Raw genomic sequence first — 17,999 nt, 5'->3', positions numbered from 1 at the left:
TACGGTTTCAAAAAATACTACAAGGTTCATAAAAAAATGCCCGTCATCGCGGGAATGACTCTTTTAGGTGGGTTTTTCATTCAAATCGTTTGACAGTAAAATTAACGGTAATCTGGGTTGGACACCACAGAGTATAGCCAAGCGACATTATTTTGATAACAATTATCTGTATTTTTTTGCCACATATCAGGGCATTGACTGTAATCATTTTTAAGTCGGTTGGTTATAACGTCCACTGCCTACCAGCGTGATGATAAGGCCTCCGAAGAAGTAGAGAGCTTCCACTTCCTAGGCACCGACTTTGCTCAGAGTAAAGAAATTACCGATACCAACCATCAGTGTGGCAACCACTAACGTAAAAGCGGTAATCAGGCCGGAAATGCGGGTAAATACACCTAAAATAATCAGGATCGGCGCAACCACTTCACCAATGTACACGCCATAAGCGATAAAGCCTAGCAGGCCCGCCGCTTGCAGCATCTGCACGATCCAACCCACGCCGTGCTCTATATAGCCAAGCGACATTATTTTGATAACAATTAGCTGTATTTTTTGCCACATATCAGGGCATTGGCTGTAATCATTTTTAAGTCGGTTGGCTATAAAAGGTGTTGAACCATATCCAGATGCTTACCAAAAAGAACGTGCAGAGCGTTTTGGCGTTTGTCAGAAGGCCATTTGGCAAGCTCTTAAAAAGCTGGGATTGACCTATAAAAAAACTCTACGTCATCCGAAAGCCGACGAAAGCGCCCGGCAAGCATTTCGACAAAAAATACAACAGTATGAAAAAGAAGGTAAACCTATTGTTTTTATTGATGAAAGTGGTTTTCTACACGATACCCCACGGACTCACGGCTATTCCCTAAAAGGTCAACGGTGTTTTGGCCTGAAGAACTGGGGAGCCAAGGGAAGAACAAATGTTATCGGCGCTTTATTAGAGCCTGTACACGAGATTGTGTAATTGCCTGGTTTTGATATGTTCAATCCAACATCAAAAGCAGGTTACTTTATGGACGAAAAACAGTTACAGGCTCTGGCTAACGAGCTGGCCAAAAATCTCAAAACCCCTGACGCTCTCAACCAGTTTGATCGCCTGCTGAAAAAGATCTGCGTTGAAGCTGCCCTTAATGCTGAAATGACCCATCACCTCGGGCATGAGAAGCACCAGTCCAAATCAGGAACTAACACGCGCAATGGCTACTCCACAAAGACTGTTACCACCGGCGATGATCCGCTGGAACTGCGTACACCACGTGATCGTGATGGTTCCTTTGAACCGCAACTGGTGAAGAAGAACCAGACCCGGCTCACCCGGATGGATAACCAGATTTTATCGTTGTATGCCAAAGGGATGACCACCCGCGAAATTGCCGCTGCGTTCAAAGAGCTGTATGACGCGGATGTCTCACCCGCCCTGGTATCGAAGGTCACCGATGCCGTTATGGAGCAGGTTGTTGAATGGCAAAATCGCCCCCTGGATGCGGTTTATCCCATTGTTTACCTTGACTGTATCGTTCTGAAAGTCCGGCAGGACAGCCGCGTTATCAATAAGTCTGTGTTCTTGGCGCTGGGTATCAATATCGAAGGCCAGAAAGAGCTACTGGGGATGTGGCTGGCCGAAAATGAAGGTGCAAAGTTCTGGCTGAACGTGCTGACAGAACTGAAAAACCGTGGCCTGACCGACATCCTCATTGCCTGTGTGGACGGCCTGAAAGGGTTCCCGGATGCCATCAACACGGTCTACCCGGAAGCCCGCATCCAGTTGTGCATCGTGCATATGGTGCGCAACAGTCTGCGCTTCGTTGCCTGGAAGGACTATAAGGCGGTAACACGCGACCTCAAAGCAGTGTATCAGGCTCCAACCGAAGAGGCCGCGCTTCAGGCGCTGGAGACATTCGGTGGGACATGGGATCACCGCTATCCGCAGATAAGCCGGAGCTGGCAGTTAAACTGGGCCAACCTGTCGACATTCTTCTCGTACCCGCAGGAACTTCGCAAGGTAATCTACACGACGAACGCTATAGAATCACTGAACAGCGTGCTCCGGCATGCAATCAAGAAACGCAAGGTGTTCCCGACTGATGACTCGGTGAAGAAGGTCGTATGGCTGGCAATCCAGGCGGCATCACAGAAATGGACGATGCCCTTACAGGACTGGCGTATGGCAATGAGTCGCTTTATTATCGAGTTCGGTGACCGCCTTGACGGTCACTTCTGAGGAAAGGCATTTACACAAAATCTTAAACAGGCTCCTTTATTAGGCACAACGCTGTTTTCTATTCCTGGGTCACACAAGTCCTTATCCCAGTACTCCCTAAAAACAGTGTAATCGTGATGGACAATGCAACTTTTCACAAAAAACATAATATTCAACAAGTCATCATCGATGCAGGGTATATGCTGGAGTATTTGCCTACATATTCGCCAGATCTTAACCCCATTGAGCATAAATGGGCACAAGCAAAAAGCAAAAAAAGAGAGAGTGGTTGCGATACAGAGATTTTGTTCTCAGTCCATATGGTGTAATCAAAATTAAGTCGCTTGGCTATAACTCGGGAACCGTGCGCTTCCTGCGTGGTACCGTGCGCCGTAGTCACCTGATCAGCTATCAGGTAAATTAAAATATCAAGATATTGATATTAAATAAAATAATATTAATTAATATTTAATATACCCGATTAAGTACCCGCATTGATTTACACCTCATGTACGGTTCTTTTTCGGGGATTGAAACCTGCTAATCACTCGCAAGCATAAACCGCCGCTTCTAATTCCTTCTCGTAGCCTATACGCTGGTGACGTTCTGCACGTAGCGCCCGCATCTGCTGATCGATAGGTGCACCGATTTTTAACTGCTCTACAGCGAAAGCCGGTTTTGATACCTCGGCAGTTTTACACGGTACCGGCACAGGAACTTTAACCTCGACATAAACAGGATAAGGGCGCGGCGTTTCACCACAACCCGCCAGCACCAAAACACCCACCAGAATTACGCGATTCATTTCGAACGCTCCCGCCGTAGCTCATCATCAAATGCCGCTGACGCCGCCGCGCATGCTTCACCCATGGTTTGTTCAGACAGAACGGCATTCGCAGCGGCATACTCCGTTTGTGCCGATTTGCGGGCTTCCTCTTGTTTTGCTTTTGCACTGGCTTCTCGCAGGTCGGCTAAAAGTTTTAATGCCGCCACGCCGTTGTTTTGGGCTGATATCGCCGCATCCTGCTGGCGCTTCTCCGTTTTGCAGGTTGTCAGCAGCCCATTGAGGTTATCAATGGTGGGTTGGTAGTGGCGCGCCGCCAGCCAGGCACCCGCGCCGACGATGGACGCCAGCGCTAACAGGAAAACAACAAGTCGCGTAGCCGTGTTCATTTATCCAGCCCCCAGCAGGTTAATGCAGATTCCTGCTCGCGCCGTTCAATCTGCCCGTAACAGTTGTTTGAGCGGATACGGCAATCTTTCCCACCGTCCCAAATCCAGCGCTTAATTTCTTTACAGGCACCAATCAGATCGCCTGCATTTAATTTGCGGTAGAACGTTGATGTGAAGCAATTAGCCGGGCCGATATTCCACGGACAAAATGAGGCAATGCCGACTTTCTGAGGTTCGTTGAGCGGCACGCTAACGTTGCGCTCCACCCAATCGAGCGCCTTTTTCTGCTCTATGGCATCAACTTTTGCGCACTGCTCAGCGGTCAGCTTCATGCCCTTCACTACCGGCTTGCCATCTACCCGCGTTACACCACCGCAAATCGTCCATACACCACCACCATCTGGGTATGCAATTAAATGGTTGCCCTCTTTTTCATCAAGAAATCGGTCAAGAATAACCGATGCGGGAGCGCCGGCCAGTATGAGCCCGAGAATGACGGCACTTAGCCGCGTCTTTAAGGCACTCATTTCTGCTCTCTTAATGTTTTTTTCAGGTGGGAAATTATTTCGACAAGCACGTCAGGCTCTACGTTGTACTTACCATCGGCTATTTGTTCCAGAATGTCAGTTTGTCGCCGGGCTTCCGATGCGAGCGCCTTGTTTTTTCTGTCGTTTGAGCGATAGGTGTAGACCGTGAAGATTGCCGTAAAAACTGCACCCGCGGCAAAGATAATATCCTGTAGTGACAGCGCCGCCAGTACGCCCGTCAACCAGCCCCAAAAGTATGACCCTTTGTCATTCATTTGCATACGCATCCCGTGTCTGTTGGTAATGCGTATGCTCGACTGTTATGCGTTCGGTTTCCTGACTAAAGGTTGATTGTCTATGATGCCGTTTGCGACCTCAGCATCACTGGCGGCCTGAGTCTGGCGCTTCCGGCCACGCAATATCAGGCGCTGTGCTAACGTCGATACGGTTAAGCAGCACGCGGTATTTTTTCCACGCGACAAGCTGCGCCCTTTCTGCCTCCGTGGCCATATCGAGGTCTGCTGCATCCTGTAGCGGCTGAATTCGCGCATTCGCAACGGTCATCCGTGACGCTAATTCCTGCTTTGCCGCCTGCTGCGCCGCCTGGACTTCTGCTTTGTGCTGGGCCGCTTTGTCTGTTACCCATTCCTTTCCGTTCCAGGTATCAAATTCCGTTGCCGGAGCCAGTAGCGTTACCTTTTCGGGTAGCTCACCCATCGCCGCGACAGTCGAGGTTTCGCGTGTTCCGGTGTTGTAAACGGTTTTACCGCGATAATCAGGTACATGCTCCCAGTACAACCCGTCAAGGCTGCGCCGTAATGCCTGACCCGCGGCCGGCAACACCGGTTTATTGGGGTAACTGTGTGCGGGAAGGCCTACACCGGGCATGAGGTATTCCATGCTCGCGCTTTGGTATTCCCGTGTGTCCGGATGCACGCGATAAACCGTGATCCATCCCGCATTTTTACTCAGGCTGTTTTCGCCTAATTCGGCGGTTTCAATATCAGTAGAATAGTGGCTCATTATACGGCTCTCACAATGTAGTTAAAGGCAATGTTGCGCGGACGGTTTTCATTTGCGGTGGGTACGACCTTCGATATATCGAGTTCATACTGACACCCACCGGATCCAAGATCATTATTAGAGGGGAAACCGCCCTCTAATCGGGTAAATGCGCCTTCCCCCACCGACGATGAAGTGCCCTCTGCCCAAGCCAAACCATTATTTGCAAACTTCCCGGTGATGTTTCTAATCGCATCACCTTGCGCTGACAGTAATTTGCGGCCGGTATCGACTTTACGCCCATCATCCCAGCCACGAATAAATTCGCCGCGCAGGTCGGGCAGCTTGCCGGTGGGGTAGAGGGAGGCTAAAACCGGATAGGTTGTTTTGTTAAATGCTTGCCCGTTGCATTTCAACCACCCTGAAGGGGGAACTTCGCCCGGGAACGGCAACGGAATACCTGCCAGTTCATTGGCGGTGAGAACCTGCGCCCATGCAGACCAGGGCGCATGCCTCCAATCCCGACGACTGCGAATATAAAGCGGGGCATGAGCACCACTGGCACCGCTCCAGCCCATCAGCAATTCACCCTCCCCGCCAGACGATGCGCCTTTGAGATGAATGACATTACCGTAAGGGGTCGGATAACCATTGCGGTAGGCTTCATACAGCTGGATACCGGGCGTACCCTGATTATTGCCACTTAATGCCGGAACCCGGCCACGGGATACCAGCGTATTGACGCTGCCTACCGCTTTACGTATGGCGCTCAATGCCTGCTGCACCGTTTCGCTTTTACCGTCAGGTTGTTGACTGCCAATCTTTGTAGCACCGTTTGATTGTGCCAGTTCGGTCAACACATCGGCGGCAGTTCCCGTAGGTGGTAGTGCCGCAATGGGTGCCCCAGATGCATCAAAGGAAAGCAGCTTACCGGCCCGCGTTGCCGCATTAGGTATAGGGGAAATGACCGCTTCAGGCACTCGCAGGGCGCGATTGTTTGTCGCGTTGTTTAACGTTTCAATGTGCTGATTGGTTTTTCTATCCAGCGTATTTGCATAGCCTTTTGTGGCAGCATCCTGATCATTTACTGGGTCGGCAAGACTGGCAATGCGGTACCCTTTGGCACTGAATGGGCCACCAGAAACAGGCCGTAACAATGCAAAGCCGAGTGAAACAAAGCTTTGCTTTATCGCCATCCACAGGCGATCAAAATCGAGGTTAACGGTATCCGCCAATAAATCGCCATTATCCTGGTATTCCGTCAGGCGCACCGGCGCAACCACACGCTCAAGCATGACGATAACGTCATTTGCCGGGGGCGTTAAAAACGTCACCTCACCGCCGTTAACGTTGCCAATCCCTGTCACGGTAAACCCTGTAGAAACCGCCTCACCATCCAGCGACACGGTTAAATCTCCAGCATTGATCAGATAAAACTCATAGGGGAAAACGGTTGTTACGCCGTTTGCGGTGTAGACGTTGAAGGGGGTCTGATCGGGGACTGCCATACATTCGCCTTAATGGTCAGTATCGACCATGATTTCACCATCGTAGGGTTGCCAATTCTCCCGACTGGTGGCGTTCGGTTTCCCGACCAATTTACCGATACGCACCGGCGTTTGACTAATTGCCCCCGCGCCTGAGTCGATATAGTCATCAGGCTGATTGGCAACCGCTGGATTGAAATCGCGCATCTGGTCATACATGGGGCCGTCCAGCACGTCGCTGGGAGCCCACAGGAAACGAGAGGAAAGCGGAGCCTCGAACGCATCGAGAATGCGCTTTTGCTTGTTGGTAACGCTAAACGCTTCCTGAACGCCGCACCCGGTACCCTTCAATGCCTGACGCAGCAGTTTTCCGGCAAAACTGCCGGGGCCGTTCACCTCCACCACCACGCGGGGGATCTGATACTTGATCACCAGGTCGCGTATCTGCACCACCTGGCCGCCAATAATTTTGTCGTTATCATCGAACTGGGCCTGATCTCCGGTGAGTGCCTGACACACCTGCCAATACAAATGCCCACGCGCATCGGTCAGCATCAACGAAAAGGCGCTGGCATCTGCCTTAATTTTCCCGATGGCCGGATCCCACCAGGCGATCGCGCCGACGATTTGCATGCCGCCCAGCCACATAGAGCAACCGCCATTGGCATAGCGGATTTCAGGGTGCACAGCGTATTCACGAATGCGATCGGGATTGAGTCGCACATCACCCACCGGCTTGCTGTGTAGCTGATACTGGCTGTCCCATTCGTTGATGGTGCGCGTTTCGCGGCGGCGGCGTAGCATTTCGTCACGGGTAAACCGTTCCGGCCACTCGCACCCGGCGTAACAGTCGATCAGCATGTCAGGCGCTGCGGCAAAAACGATACCGTCAGCGATCAACCGATAATCGGTACCCTCCACCAACAGCCGCGCCCCGTGGTAAATCCCGGCAAAAACAAATTCCGGCCGGAACGGTAAGGCGTATTCCTTGTGCCTGGCGTCCTTTTCCTCGATACGGTATTCATGGTGAAACAGCTTGATGGTAAGACAGTCAGCGCCCAATTTTTCCACCTCGTCATAAAGGCTGTCATGAGTGTGCGGGGTACCGACATACAGCTTGCGCCCACCCGGTACCAGAATGTGCGTTTGCTCGCCGAGCCGGTACCGCAATTTTTCGCGCGCTTCCGGCGTCTGGATATTTCGCGGGACTTCCACGTCATCGTTTTGGCACTCGTCGGCGCGGGCAGAGGTGACGTTAGAAAGAATGCCCTTGGCGTGCATGCTGGCGTTTCGCCTATCTAACGCGCCATTTACCCACCATTGTTCTACTTTTCCCTGTCTGTCTGGCAGCATGCCGCGCGTCAAAGGATGGTTTCGGATGACGTTCTGTGTGTCGCGGCTGGTTTTATACGCGGTACCATCGGATTCAGACTGGTGCAAAATACGGTAGGTGTGGTCGCAGTAATACCGCCAGGCGTTATACACGGCGAGAATAGTGGATTTACCAAAGCCACGAAAGCAGCGGAGCACCGCCAAATCGCCGCGATGCTCCAGCCAGTTAACGGCGCGGTAATGACATTCCGGCACCGCCCACTTCATGCGCTCCGCCCACATGATGAAGAAGGCGACAAAGGAAATCATTTTTTCCCTTTCTGTAACCGCTCAATGATGGCCGCCGCTTCCCGTTCAGCGGCTGCAACCTTCTGACCTAAAGCAAAATCATCATCGTCACCCTCGGCTGTCGGGGTTCCGCCGCGCGTATGGATACCGATAAGGGTATGCACCTTGGTTAACAGCGTCAGTGTGGCCGCCGCGTTCTTCTTGAACCAGTAGCGATCGCCACGCTCCTGTTTGGTGTGCTTGTCGATGGCTTTACCTGCGCCGGGCCAGTTGTCAGGATCGGCTTCGATCAGCACGGCATCGGTGAGTTTGTCGCTCAGTACGGAAAGGCGGGTTTTGTGATCGTTGTGCATAAGAAAAAGCCCCATGATAAACATGAGGCTATGATGCTATGGGGGGGCGTTCGGTTTTCTGACTATATCTATCAGTGGAGGCTAAGAACCGCTTTTAATCCATCGGACAATCGGGCCAATAGTCCAATCATATAAGAAAGAAAAAGACCCGCAATGGCAAGATAAAAGCCAATGCCGATTGACAGGGGTATTCAAAGAGTTGCTAATGTTTTCTAAAAATATTTTTCCCATCAATCCCCCAACGCCCGACTAAGATCGGGCGCTCTGTTCGGTGTGCTATCACCCGGCTCCCACCAGGAACGCTGATTCCAGTCTTTGCGTGCTCGGTCTTTCATGCGCCGCAAGTAACCCGGTGACGCCTCTTCCATCATCTGGTTATAGAATGCATGATCAAACGCAGCTTTGGTATACCAGAGGTTCATAAAGTTAACGCCGGGGGCATTCTGCTTGATAAAGCGTAACAGATCGGCGGCGGCGTGCGTATCTTTTCCTAACGCCGCTTTGGTTGCATTACCCAGCGTCACATTAACAGCATCAATGCTAGTGCCAAACACGGGGCCAAGCAAGTTCATCCAGTTGGGTTGTCCACCTCGGCTGTCGCCGCCCATTCCTGTATAGATCATATCGCCAACGATACCCATCCCACCCCCCTGTAGAAATGCCGCCGCCCCAAATTTAGCCGTAAACATATCGCGCGGATCTTTGCCGTCTGCAATATCCTTTAATTGAATGGCTAGTGCGCCAAATAGAGTGGTACCCACTAATAAAGACGCGGAATATGCGAGTTTGCCGGTTCCATTCTCGATTTCACTGATTCGACGCAAATGACGCGACATCATTCCGAAAGAAAATGATTTAAACAGCATGAAATGTCGCAACATTTCTCCGCCCCAAGTGCCGCGCTGCGTTCCCTGCATCATTGCAGCACGAGCCATAATATCGGAGCCAAGAGAGGCATACTCTGATTCATCGTTAATAAACCCTAGCAACTTACCAATCGCAGAGTTCTTGGCGATATCATCAGCGCCGCTAATGGCGCGAATGCTGCGTGGTGTTAGCATGGGCTGACCTTTAAAGGTTTCAGGTGTTGCTTGCTGCCATACAGCCCAATCGCTTTCAGTAATACCACGACGCATCATTAATGTCCGATCAGCCTGATCCAGCACACTCCAGTTATTCCGGCTCATTGATGCGATTTTCGACATCATGGTGACTGAAAAACCGCGCCGGATTGCGTTAGTCCACCCCTCAAGCAACGTAGCGCGCATCGTCGCCGAGGCTAACTTCCCCGTCCACCCCTGCGTGAGTTTTTCACCATGAAAGCGGCTCATATCACTAATAATGGAGTCCGTCGCCAAACCAAGACGCGCAGCATCTTGACGGTAGTCAGAGCTGAAACTCCTTAGCGTATTCACCAGTGTTTTCCCCATCGGAAGATTATGGTACGCGGAGGCCAGCATTAGCGTAGGAACATCAGTAATTGACGATAAAAAAGTCCTCACCAGCTTGGTAGATGTCAGTAGGTTTCTCACCCCCTGATGTCTGTCAGCCAATCTAGCCTCGACAGGCATATTCAACGAACCGTTTAGCGTATCCCACACCATTTCTGGCGTTGCACCAAATTCACGGGATGACGCAGGGTGTTTTCGTAGATTGATTGCATCCTTATTTGTGGCGGTATCCCTGAGTAGATCAAACGTCCTGCTGGGGTTGGGCCCCATTTCCTCAATTAGCGCAATATCTTTTGTTATGCCGAAAATATGGCTTTGCATTCCCTCGAAAACAGTACCCTGCCCATAGGTATCCATGTATTTTAGATAGCCGTCAGCGCCATTAAAATGAATCTGGCGGTGTGACTCATCACCCTTGGATGCCCGGCTGCCCATAGCAACCTGACCAGGTTCAAGCTTATTATTTCCCTGAGTCGTGATTGTGTCATAGGCTTTGCCGAGAAAGTCCCGCATCTGCCCGGTATCCATCGCGGTACCGTCTTCATTCAGATATCGGGAGCGATCAAGAACAGGCAGAATAAAGTCAGTCCACTTTTCTTTGCCCGCCTTAACCATGCGTGCTAGATCATGCGGCTGCGGGACGTAGCCATAATCAAGTTTACCCATATCCATGCCCGCAGAATTAGCCCGCTGGCGCAACCCTTCAATCTGCTGGTTCCATGCTTTTGAGGCTTTTGCTGCTACCGGATTCCCGGTATTGATACCGTAAACCTCATAGATAAACGCTTTCGTCGCTACGGGGTTATCGAACAGACCAAGAAATCTGGGCTCGACAGCATTGATCGTGTCAACTATTTCACTGAATGCCGCCGCGCGCTCACCTCGAACGCGGACATCCAATTGCCGCAGCCGTTCAAACAGCGCTTTATGAAATGGCGCTTTACCGCCCAGCACGGCAGCACGTTCAGTTAGTGCCTCAACATTTTTAACCTGAGCCACCATATTAAGCGCCCGGCGCTCTGCGATTTTTTCAGCACGCTGAATATGGGCAACCATTGCACGCTGTGCCGCCTCCATCAGTCTGTCTTGCTGGGATAGTGAACTGAAACGCTGGCGATCTTCTCTTGCAAGTTCACGCAGGTGATAGCTTATCGTTGTATCTATCCCGTCGGTTTCCGCTTTCGTCAGCTTTCTTCCGATGGCGCTCTCTACTTCCTGAATACAATTCGGATGCATGGTTATCCCCTACGTAAAAAACAAGAGACAGCGGTACCAAACATGGTGGATTCACGGCGTGCAGTTTGCAGGTTGGCGTCGATATCAGCCATAACCTCCGTGACATTTTGCTGAATCGGCGTTCCCTCATTATCAAATGCGGAAATAACGTTAGCCTCAGGGTTAGCCAGCACCAGTGCTCTTAGTCGTTCAACGGATGGGGGATACTTACCACTACCAGCGCCAGAGGTATTCTCTTGAGCGCGTGGGGCGCGGCTGTCTTGTGGCGATGAAATATCTGCTGCTGGGGATGATCCCCGTGTGCGATCGGTTATTCCGGCCTCATCACGCAGCATCAAACGCAAATAGGCGGGAACGATCCCTTGCTCCAGCCTGGAAAGGTTGGAGCGTGCTTCATAATAAAGCCCACCATCCTGATGTGGTGCTAGTTGCTCCTTTGTTTCTCTCAATCGAGATGCCAAATCAGAAATTTTAGCGTTGAGAGTTTCGATCGTAGCTGCACGTTCAGCGCGGGCTTTTGCTAAGTTCCTTCTTGAACCAGTGAGTGGTGTATCAGCTAGTTGATTAAGGTCAGACTTTGCTTTCTGCAATTGATACTCAAGGTTGCGAGACTCTTCCGTTAACGACTTACGTTCACCTCGCGGAAGTAATTGATCGGCCAGGCCGCGCAAACGGATTGTTTCTGCTGAAACCGTAGATTCGTTGTGAAGAAGGAATGCTGCGTCGTTTACGCCATCAAGTGACGACACATCCACCCTATCTCCTGCGTCCAGTTGCCGCATGGCGAGATCCAGTGCGTTTTGATGCACCACGCTGGACGCAATATCAACAGGTAAACCGGGGGCGGTAGACTCACTGAAATGCTCAGCGCCACGAGCGGTCATTGCAGCATCTACAATCTCAGGCGATGGGCGAGCGTAAAGGTGGGCCAGCCCGCCGAACGCAGCCCCAAGGATCACATCGGTCGCCAGCGCGGTTTTATCAAAGGCTCTATATTGCTGGGCCATTTCTTTATATCCGTTCCGCTCCAGTAATTCATGTGTTGCGGCGCGATGAGCGACACCCAAACCGGCATTACTTGCAGCTCCAGCCAACAATCGGGTACTGAGGCTTTTTGCAAAAGGGGCGGAGGGGATTACTACGCCAACAGCATTTACGCCACCTTCTAATATGGCCTTTCCAAATGCGGTGTTATCATCGACCCCCTTCTTTAACGCCTCATCATATCTAACTTGCGTGGTTGCTACGCCCGTTAAGCCAGCAGCCCCAATCGGCCCCCCCAATGCGGATCCCACCGCTGCGGGCGCTATAACTTCGCCAAAGCCATCTAATAATTGCCCTACCGTGCTGGTCGTTAACGGATCTGGTTTACTGGTTTCACCAATTCTGGCTATGTTTTTAATTCGTTCATCCCACGATTTATCCAAACCTGCCGCTGCTGTTAATGGCCTAAACGCATCAGCGAGGTTTTTTTCTACCGTGTAATCGACGTTATTTAACCCACGAAAGGCACCGTTAATTAAATCAAGCGGAGCGTTCCAATCAGCAAAGGCGGGGCCAATATCCTTAATCTGGATCCCTCCAGGTTGGTTTTTTATTGTTTCAATGCCTCGAGCGTCAAAATCTAAAATATTCATTGGCCCGCCCCGCTAAGAGTAATGATCACTTTTTTACCCGATGGGTCTAGCAGCGGGGATTTCCCGTAAATCATCAGGTACTGATCTTTACCAACGTACTGCATGCCCATGCTTTCGAATTTATCAAGCGCGGTAGGAGGAAGACCCTGATTGGTTACAGCATCCGAAAACGCTTTCTTTGATGCGGTTTTGAATGACAGTTCTGACATTCCCCACGGGGTTATGGTTTTTTGCCCGTTAATGTCAACCACGATCCCTATAACAGCCTTGATCGACTCCTTAATAATATCTGGGTCAATTACGCCGGTTATCACCCCCTTCTCAGCCGCACGAGCAACATAATAAGAACGAATGGCTTGTTCGCCCTGCTGATACGCTTGGGGCATATTTGCAAATACCTTATCAAGCGTATTGGCAATTGCAGTGGTGAATTCCTTTTGAGACGGGATGGGGAAGTTTTTAGGCGTTCCGTCTTCGTTTCGTTGCTCTTTTGATGGGTTAAGAATTTGATTACCAATCAGCAGACGTTGTGCAACCTGCTGGCCTGTAACGGTTACGTCATCGGCAAAGTAATCGCTTTCCACTGTAAGCGGGGTATCAGTAACAGCAAGGCTGCCAGCATAAGCTGTTACCGGACTATCAGGGGCGATTTGCTGCATGATTGACTGATAATCGGTATCGCTATTAACGGCGTTCCTGAGGCGGGATAACAACGATGCCTGGCCTTCAACGGATTGCTTCTTCAACTCCCCTGACAGATAAGACGCCTCCTGCGGAAGAAGTAATCGGCGTGGAACATTAACGCCTGTATTGTTCCGCACAGCATCAATGGTCGCAGACCGATCGGTAATGGTCGCGCCAACCCGTTGAGTAATATCAGCGCCCTCCATAGCACTCATCGCTGCGGCAGTTGTCGGATTTAGGGCAGTCATATCAAGGGGCGTAATAGCATCCCCCGTGCGGTTTTGGTTGAACAGCAATGGGGTTTCCATTAACTGCTTATTGTTGGCTTGCACTGCTCTATCCAACATTTCAAGCCTGCGATAGTCAGCAATCGTGCCGCCTTTTTTATTCAGTTCGGCGGATAGCTGGCTAACATAGTTAGTCGATTCCAACGGGCCTTTGCTGATCACCTCCTGAATTTGTGGGCCAAGACTTAATAATTCCCTGGCCTCTCCCTCCGCACTGGTGCCTATCGTTGCGGTCATGACTTTATCTTGCAAGTCAGCACTGACTGTCTTTCCCGCGTAGATCAATGGGGCAACTGAATTTACTGCGCGTAACGCTAATGCTTCCCGCTTTGCCTCTGCCGCTGTTGCCTTTGCTTCTAACCGCGACTGATAGCCCATAGCCTGATTCAGCAACGCAGTGCGCTTGTCTGGATCAAGCTTATCAATATAAAAACCTTTTTCAGAGGTAAGCTGATTACTCAAATCTGATAGCGCGGTGCCGTTGTTTCTGGCCTCCATCAATTTTTGTCGCGCCTGATTAAACCAATTCTGATCAACCCAGCTTTGGCGTACTTTGGCCCACTGCGCACCATAAGCAAGCCGCCCCTGTTCCTCATACGCAGCAGACATGGCGTTGATTTTTTCGATATCTGCACCGGGGTAGTTGGTCAGTTTACCCAGCTTATCCAGCCCGCTATCAACCTGATCACGCGCTTCGATTTTCAGTGCGGCACGCGCGTAGCCCTGCGCCGTGGTGAGTCCATCAGATTCGTAGTGCTTTAGCCCACCCTCGGCAACCTGTGTTTCTGCAATACCCAGCCCTGAGAATTGCGGCTTTTCCAGCTTTCCTACCGCGTCGTGATATGCATTCTCTACTTCATCAGCACGCAGTGTGCCCTCTTCCACTCGCCGTCGGATTGATTCGAGAGAGTCCTTTATACCGATTTGATAATCGAGCATCGACTCGCCAGCCCGCGCGCGCACGACCGCGTTAATCTCTTGCTTTACATCATCCGCCAACCCCGCCACCGCTTGCCCGATAGCCCCCGTACCGCTCACATTGACGCGCGTTGGCTGGGGGGGGGGAGCCGCGTTACCAAAATTACCCGTTGGGATACGCATTAATGAATCCCCATGTTGCCGAACAGGTTGTTTGTTGATGCGCCGGTTTTGGTGGCTGGCTTATCTTGCGCGGTCTTCCAGCCAGAATACGCTTTCGCGCCAGATGACAGTAATGAACTTCCCGCACTGATATAACCAGACGTGGCAGCATTGCGGCCGCTAATCCTGTCAGCCTGTCCTTGTGCCCGATAGCGTGAAGCGGCATTTTGCCCGTTGAGGATGGTCATCGTGGCGTCTTCTTCCGCATCACCCACAATCCCCGACGTAATGCGCAATGCGGTTCCCGATCCCGTTTCAACGCCTGAGGCCGCATACCCAGCGTTTGCCTGTGATGCCTGTGCCGCGCCCGCTTTTCGGATGCGTTCGGCCTCAACCCGCGCCGCTGATTTTGCGGCCTCCGCGTCGGCCTCTGCTTGTGCCGCCTGATAATCAGCCATGCTTTTTTGCTGCATACCACTCGCTAGCGCACCACCTGCGGCAAGAACGGACGAGCCTATAGCGGCAATGGCTAATGTAACCGGATCACACATTGTTAAACCTCCATCGAATACAACAGGCCAGCGCGTACCAGCCCCAACCGTTGATACAGTTCACCGGTACGCGCTTCATGAATGCCCGTGGTGATACCCATGCGGATTTCGCGCACGCCGTTTTCTTTCGCCCAGGCAATAAACGCTTTTACCAGTCGGTATCCGGCGGGGGCGCCTCGCCGTTCTGCATCGATAAACACGCCGTATTCAAACGCCATGCGATCGCTGGAGAACCACTGTTCAGCGATGCCGCCCCCCATCCAGCCGATAATCTGCCCGTCGTGCTCTGCGACCAGCACAACCCCAAAACAGGCATCGATAAGTTGCTCCGCCAGCGCGCGGCATTTTTCCGCACTGAACGAAAAATTCCGGTAGCGTGATTCCTGGTGCATGCGCATACCCAGCAGCACCAGCGCCGGAATATCCTCTTTTGTTGCGGGTCGGATCATGGTTAACCCCCATTACTGGTGAAAGTGGTCATCACAGCCAGCAGATGGAACGGCAGCGGCTGCAATTGCTGAATGCGTAATGTGTCTTCGCCTTTCTCCCAACCGAGTTTTCCCCACGAGTGATCGCCCGTGAAAAGCGGTGCCGGCTGGTTGAGAATTTTCGGGCCAAAGCGACGAAAAGGGAGGGTTTGCCCGTTGCAGGTGGCGCCGGTGGTGTCGAGAAAACGCATGGTGACTTCGCTGGTGCGTTTCTTGGCGTTCTGTACGGTGCCTTCGCTGGTAGAAATTTCCTGCGTCAGTGTTTCAATGGTGGTGTTGAAATGCAGTCCAATGGCGACGCTTTTCGCGGTACGGGTCAACGTGACAGCGCCATCGGTGACTACCTGTGCGGGCATGACGTTGCCGTCTGCCACGATATCAACGGTTTTTCCTTCGAGGTGATGTAAGCCTCCCCACGCTTTTGCCCCTGCCTCACGGGTGCCGGTAACCGTCGCATCGCTGCGCAATTCATCTCCCAGCAATTCAACGTAGCGCACCGTCTCGCCGTTAATTTCACGTTTGACGATGGTATATACCGCATCGCCTGAATCGGTGGGGATAGAAGATACCGACTCAAAGGCACCCTCGGTGACATGCCGCGACCAGGCGATCACATCCTGCGAACGATCGAGCACCATAGAGCACAGGGTTCCGTCTGCGCGTATCAGCCAGACGATAGAATCCGGCTGCTGCTGGTAGGCCATATCCACAATGCCCGATCCGGTGATGTGCTCAGACAATACAGAGAGATCATTAACGGAATAGGCGACGTAGCTGTCGGGGTCATAAGCGACCGCAAACAGTTTGCGCCCTGCGCGCTGGATAAAAAGGATTTCGGTACCAACGCGCACCGGGCGAATAGTATTGCAACCGTAGGGGCTGGGATTTTTTACGGATATATTGGTCGGTGTGATGGCGGCATCCGAGCCGCCGGTTAACGTAAACTCGCCACCGTAGGTCAGCGCAATAAGCGTGTTCATCTGCGCTAAATGCACGATAGGGTTTAGCTGGTCAGAGGAAACCGTAAACGACATGGCATCGTCGTCGTCATCGCCCAGCTCGAAAGACAGGTAAGCGCCGGTTTCACTGAACCACACCGTTTGTGGGTACTCAGGAGATCCCGCCAGCACCAGCCGTTGCTGGTAGAACGTCACGGCACCCGGATAGCCCAACGCTTCTGACCACACACTATCTTCACGCGTCCATGCTCCCGGTGAGGCGGACTGTGTTGCCGACAGGTCAGCACGGATAACACCGGCGGCCACCTGCGCACTGTTTACCGATTGGATTAGCACCAGCCCGCGATTGATACGCACATACGACCCGACATCAGCCGCCACCCAGCCACTGCCGGTAAAGGACGTGGCGCTTTCGGTATCGTATAGCGTGAGCGTTATCGACGTGCCGACAAACTCTTTTACCGAGGGCTTGCACCATTTTTCCGGTGTGTCGCGGATTTCATCAAATGGCATCACCACAAATTCAGCAGCAGCCAGCGTCCAATCGGTTTGCGCCTGTCGCTGTAACCGTTGCGGCGGGATGTCCTGGTGAACCAAAAACATGGTGTCGGCGCTCTGCACGAATTTCACTTCGGACAGCATGCTTTCGGTGAACGGGCTTTTGATTTCGTAAGGGGTTAAATCATCATTAACCACCTGCGCACCGTTCTGGAAAAAGCGCACGTAGCCGTCGCCAAATTCCAGTTCGTACGCCTGAGCGCGGTTAAACACGAAAGGGATCAGGCGGGATTTTTTATCGGCGTATTTCGTGGCCGCAATAAAACGCGTACCGGGGCGACGCTTAACGCCACCGTGAACCACGCACACGGCATTCTCTACCTGTTTTGCGCCATTGGCATAACGCACAATATCCACGCGCCCCATCAAGCGCGGGGAAATTTCACCGGCGGTAAAATTGGTTTTTATCAGGTTGGCGCGCATGGTTAAAACCTCGACGTGAGCAACGGATAACCGCCAAGCGCTTCTGGTGGGTCTTCCTGTCCGTCAATGGCCTTGGCCTGACGCAGCAGATAGGCGGCTTCCTGCGTAAGCGCATCGCGCAGGCTGGCGGATGCTGTTACCGCATAGGCTATCTTTGCTGCCATAAACGCTTCTGCCAGCGCCACCAGTGCCGGATCCCACGTTGATTCATCGTCGTTGCGGAAGAGGTAACGCAGTTTCAGTGTGTTGATGTTGGCGAGGATTTTCCGCCCTTCCTGTCGGTACT

The 17,999-nt window shown here is 52.0% G+C and carries 18 protein-coding genes and 3 pseudogenes; 4 read left to right on the top strand and 17 right to left on the bottom strand.

The window, feature by feature from the left end; all coding sequences use genetic code 11:
- Positions 1-76 precede the first annotated feature (76 nt).
- Both ACD630_RS17780 and ACD630_RS17775 read right to left on the bottom strand, forming a co-directional pair.
- Positions 77-208, bottom strand: a complete 132-nt coding sequence (locus ACD630_RS17780) for a hypothetical protein (RefSeq protein WP_430360147.1) — start codon at positions 206-208, stop codon at positions 77-79.
- 2 nt (positions 209-210) lie between these two features.
- Positions 211-561, bottom strand: a pseudogene (locus tag ACD630_RS17775) (DoxX family protein).
- A gap of 34 nt (positions 562-595) precedes the next feature.
- Here ACD630_RS17775 and ACD630_RS17770 point away from each other — a divergent pair.
- The 4 genes and pseudogenes from ACD630_RS17770 to ACD630_RS17755 form a co-directional block, all read left to right on the top strand.
- On the top strand, positions 596-961 hold the full coding sequence (locus ACD630_RS17770) for a transposase (protein WP_430360146.1): 366 nt from the start codon (positions 596-598) through the stop codon (positions 959-961).
- Between the two features lie 48 nt (positions 962-1,009).
- Positions 1,010-2,218, top strand: coding sequence for an IS256 family transposase (locus ACD630_RS17765; protein WP_430361159.1), 1,209 nt, complete (start codon positions 1,010-1,012; stop codon positions 2,216-2,218).
- 38 nt (positions 2,219-2,256) lie between these two features.
- Positions 2,257-2,526, top strand: coding sequence for a transposase (locus ACD630_RS17760; RefSeq protein WP_430361158.1), 270 nt, complete (start codon positions 2,257-2,259; stop codon positions 2,524-2,526).
- 20 nt (positions 2,527-2,546) lie between these two features.
- A pseudogene (locus ACD630_RS17755) lies at positions 2,547-2,612 on the top strand (hypothetical protein); the annotation flags it as partial.
- 129 nt (positions 2,613-2,741) lie between these two features.
- On the opposite strand, the gene ACD630_RS17750 reads toward ACD630_RS17755, so the two are convergent.
- From ACD630_RS17750 to ACD630_RS17680, 15 genes and pseudogenes are all read right to left on the bottom strand, one after another.
- Positions 2,742-3,002, bottom strand: coding sequence for a hypothetical protein (locus ACD630_RS17750; RefSeq protein WP_430360145.1), 261 nt, complete (start codon positions 3,000-3,002; stop codon positions 2,742-2,744).
- Positions 2,999-3,370 (bottom strand): hypothetical protein, encoded by a 372-nt coding sequence (locus ACD630_RS17745; protein WP_430358460.1) that lies wholly within the window; start codon positions 3,368-3,370, stop codon positions 2,999-3,001. Before ACD630_RS17745 ends, ACD630_RS17750 begins: the two co-directional genes overlap by 4 nt.
- Entirely contained in the window at positions 3,367-3,897 is a 531-nt protein-coding gene (locus ACD630_RS17740; RefSeq protein WP_430358461.1) for a lysozyme, read from the bottom strand. Before ACD630_RS17740 ends, ACD630_RS17745 begins: the two co-directional genes overlap by 4 nt.
- Positions 3,894-4,172: a hypothetical protein gene (locus tag ACD630_RS17735; protein WP_430358462.1), complete on the bottom strand. Its 279-nt coding sequence runs from the start codon at positions 4,170-4,172 to the stop codon at positions 3,894-3,896. The genes ACD630_RS17740 and ACD630_RS17735 overlap by 4 nt, the downstream gene beginning before the upstream one ends.
- A gap of 106 nt (positions 4,173-4,278) precedes the next feature.
- Positions 4,279-4,920, bottom strand: a complete 642-nt coding sequence (locus tag ACD630_RS17730; RefSeq protein WP_430358463.1) for a tail fiber assembly protein — start codon at positions 4,918-4,920, stop codon at positions 4,279-4,281.
- Entirely contained in the window at positions 4,920-6,407 is a 1,488-nt protein-coding gene (locus tag ACD630_RS17725; protein WP_430358464.1) for a phage tail fiber protein, read from the bottom strand. The genes ACD630_RS17730 and ACD630_RS17725 overlap by 1 nt, the downstream gene beginning before the upstream one ends.
- A 9-nt stretch (positions 6,408-6,416) precedes the next feature.
- On the bottom strand, positions 6,417-8,027 hold the full coding sequence (terL, locus tag ACD630_RS17720; protein WP_430358465.1) for a phage terminase large subunit: 1,611 nt from the start codon (positions 8,025-8,027) through the stop codon (positions 6,417-6,419).
- A complete protein-coding gene (locus ACD630_RS17715) occupies positions 8,024-8,359 on the bottom strand; it encodes a hypothetical protein (protein WP_430358466.1) in 336 nt (111 codons plus the stop codon). The genes terL and ACD630_RS17715 overlap by 4 nt, the downstream gene beginning before the upstream one ends.
- Before the next feature lie 230 nt (positions 8,360-8,589).
- Complete coding sequence (locus ACD630_RS17710; RefSeq protein ID WP_430358467.1) at positions 8,590-11,046, bottom strand: hypothetical protein; 2,457 nt, start codon at positions 11,044-11,046, stop codon at positions 8,590-8,592.
- A gap of 2 nt (positions 11,047-11,048) precedes the next feature.
- Positions 11,049-12,683 carry a hypothetical protein gene (locus tag ACD630_RS17705; protein WP_430358468.1) on the bottom strand — a complete coding sequence of 545 codons (1,635 nt, stop codon included), beginning with the start codon at positions 12,681-12,683 and terminating at the stop codon, positions 11,049-11,051.
- Entirely contained in the window at positions 12,680-14,653 is a 1,974-nt protein-coding gene (locus ACD630_RS17700) for a hypothetical protein (RefSeq protein WP_430358469.1), read from the bottom strand. Before ACD630_RS17700 ends, ACD630_RS17705 begins: the two co-directional genes overlap by 4 nt.
- A gap of 101 nt (positions 14,654-14,754) precedes the next feature.
- The gene (locus tag ACD630_RS17695) at positions 14,755-15,285 is read right to left on the bottom strand and encodes a hypothetical protein (protein ID WP_430358470.1); all 531 of its coding nucleotides are present in this window, start codon (positions 15,283-15,285) and stop codon (positions 14,755-14,757) included.
- Between the two features lie 2 nt (positions 15,286-15,287).
- Positions 15,288-15,734 carry an N-acetyltransferase family protein gene (locus ACD630_RS17690; protein ID WP_430358471.1) on the bottom strand — a complete coding sequence of 149 codons (447 nt, stop codon included), beginning with the start codon at positions 15,732-15,734 and terminating at the stop codon, positions 15,288-15,290.
- A 2-nt stretch (positions 15,735-15,736) separates the two neighbouring features.
- Positions 15,737-17,713 carry a hypothetical protein gene (locus ACD630_RS17685; protein WP_430358472.1) on the bottom strand — a complete coding sequence of 659 codons (1,977 nt, stop codon included), beginning with the start codon at positions 17,711-17,713 and terminating at the stop codon, positions 15,737-15,739.
- A gap of 2 nt (positions 17,714-17,715) precedes the next feature.
- Positions 17,716-17,999, bottom strand: a pseudogene (locus ACD630_RS17680) (hypothetical protein); the annotation flags it as partial.

It is taken from the genome of Symbiopectobacterium sp. RP, assembly GCF_050472005.1.
GTDB lineage: Bacteria > Pseudomonadota > Gammaproteobacteria > Enterobacterales > Enterobacteriaceae > Symbiopectobacterium.
This window is presented reverse-complemented; position numbering and strand designations above follow the sequence as displayed.

Bases quoted from the DNA above. Each gene is read 5' to 3' on its own strand.
- ACD630_RS17695 (WP_430358470.1), bottom strand. From the start codon at position 15,285: ATGTGTGATCCGGTTACATTAGCCATTGCCGCTATAGGCTCGTCCGTT.
- ACD630_RS17735 (WP_430358462.1), bottom strand. From the start codon at position 4,172: ATGAATGACAAAGGGTCATACTTTTGGGGCTGGTTGACGGGCGTACTG.
- ACD630_RS17705 (WP_430358468.1), bottom strand. From the start codon at position 12,683: ATGAATATTTTAGATTTTGACGCTCGAGGCATTGAAACAATAAAAAAC.
- ACD630_RS17690 (WP_430358471.1), bottom strand. From the start codon at position 15,734: ATGATCCGACCCGCAACAAAAGAGGATATTCCGGCGCTGGTGCTGCTG.
- ACD630_RS17750 (WP_430360145.1), bottom strand. From the start codon at position 3,002: ATGAATCGCGTAATTCTGGTGGGTGTTTTGGTGCTGGCGGGTTGTGGT.
- ACD630_RS17710 (WP_430358467.1), bottom strand. From the start codon at position 11,046: ATGCATCCGAATTGTATTCAGGAAGTAGAGAGCGCCATCGGAAGAAAG.
- ACD630_RS17725 (WP_430358464.1), bottom strand. From the start codon at position 6,407: ATGGCAGTCCCCGATCAGACCCCCTTCAACGTCTACACCGCAAACGGC.
- ACD630_RS17730 (WP_430358463.1), bottom strand. From the start codon at position 4,920: ATGAGCCACTATTCTACTGATATTGAAACCGCCGAATTAGGCGAAAAC.
- ACD630_RS17745 (WP_430358460.1), bottom strand. From the start codon at position 3,370: ATGAACACGGCTACGCGACTTGTTGTTTTCCTGTTAGCGCTGGCGTCC.
- ACD630_RS17715 (WP_430358466.1), bottom strand. From the start codon at position 8,359: ATGCACAACGATCACAAAACCCGCCTTTCCGTACTGAGCGACAAACTC.
- ACD630_RS17765 (WP_430361159.1), top strand. From the start codon at position 1,010: ATGGACGAAAAACAGTTACAGGCTCTGGCTAACGAGCTGGCCAAAAAT.
- terL (WP_430358465.1), bottom strand. From the start codon at position 8,027: ATGATTTCCTTTGTCGCCTTCTTCATCATGTGGGCGGAGCGCATGAAG.
- ACD630_RS17740 (WP_430358461.1), bottom strand. From the start codon at position 3,897: ATGAGTGCCTTAAAGACGCGGCTAAGTGCCGTCATTCTCGGGCTCATA.
- ACD630_RS17780 (WP_430360147.1), bottom strand. From the start codon at position 208: ATGATTACAGTCAATGCCCTGATATGTGGCAAAAAAATACAGATAATT.
- ACD630_RS17685 (WP_430358472.1), bottom strand. From the start codon at position 17,713: ATGCGCGCCAACCTGATAAAAACCAATTTTACCGCCGGTGAAATTTCC.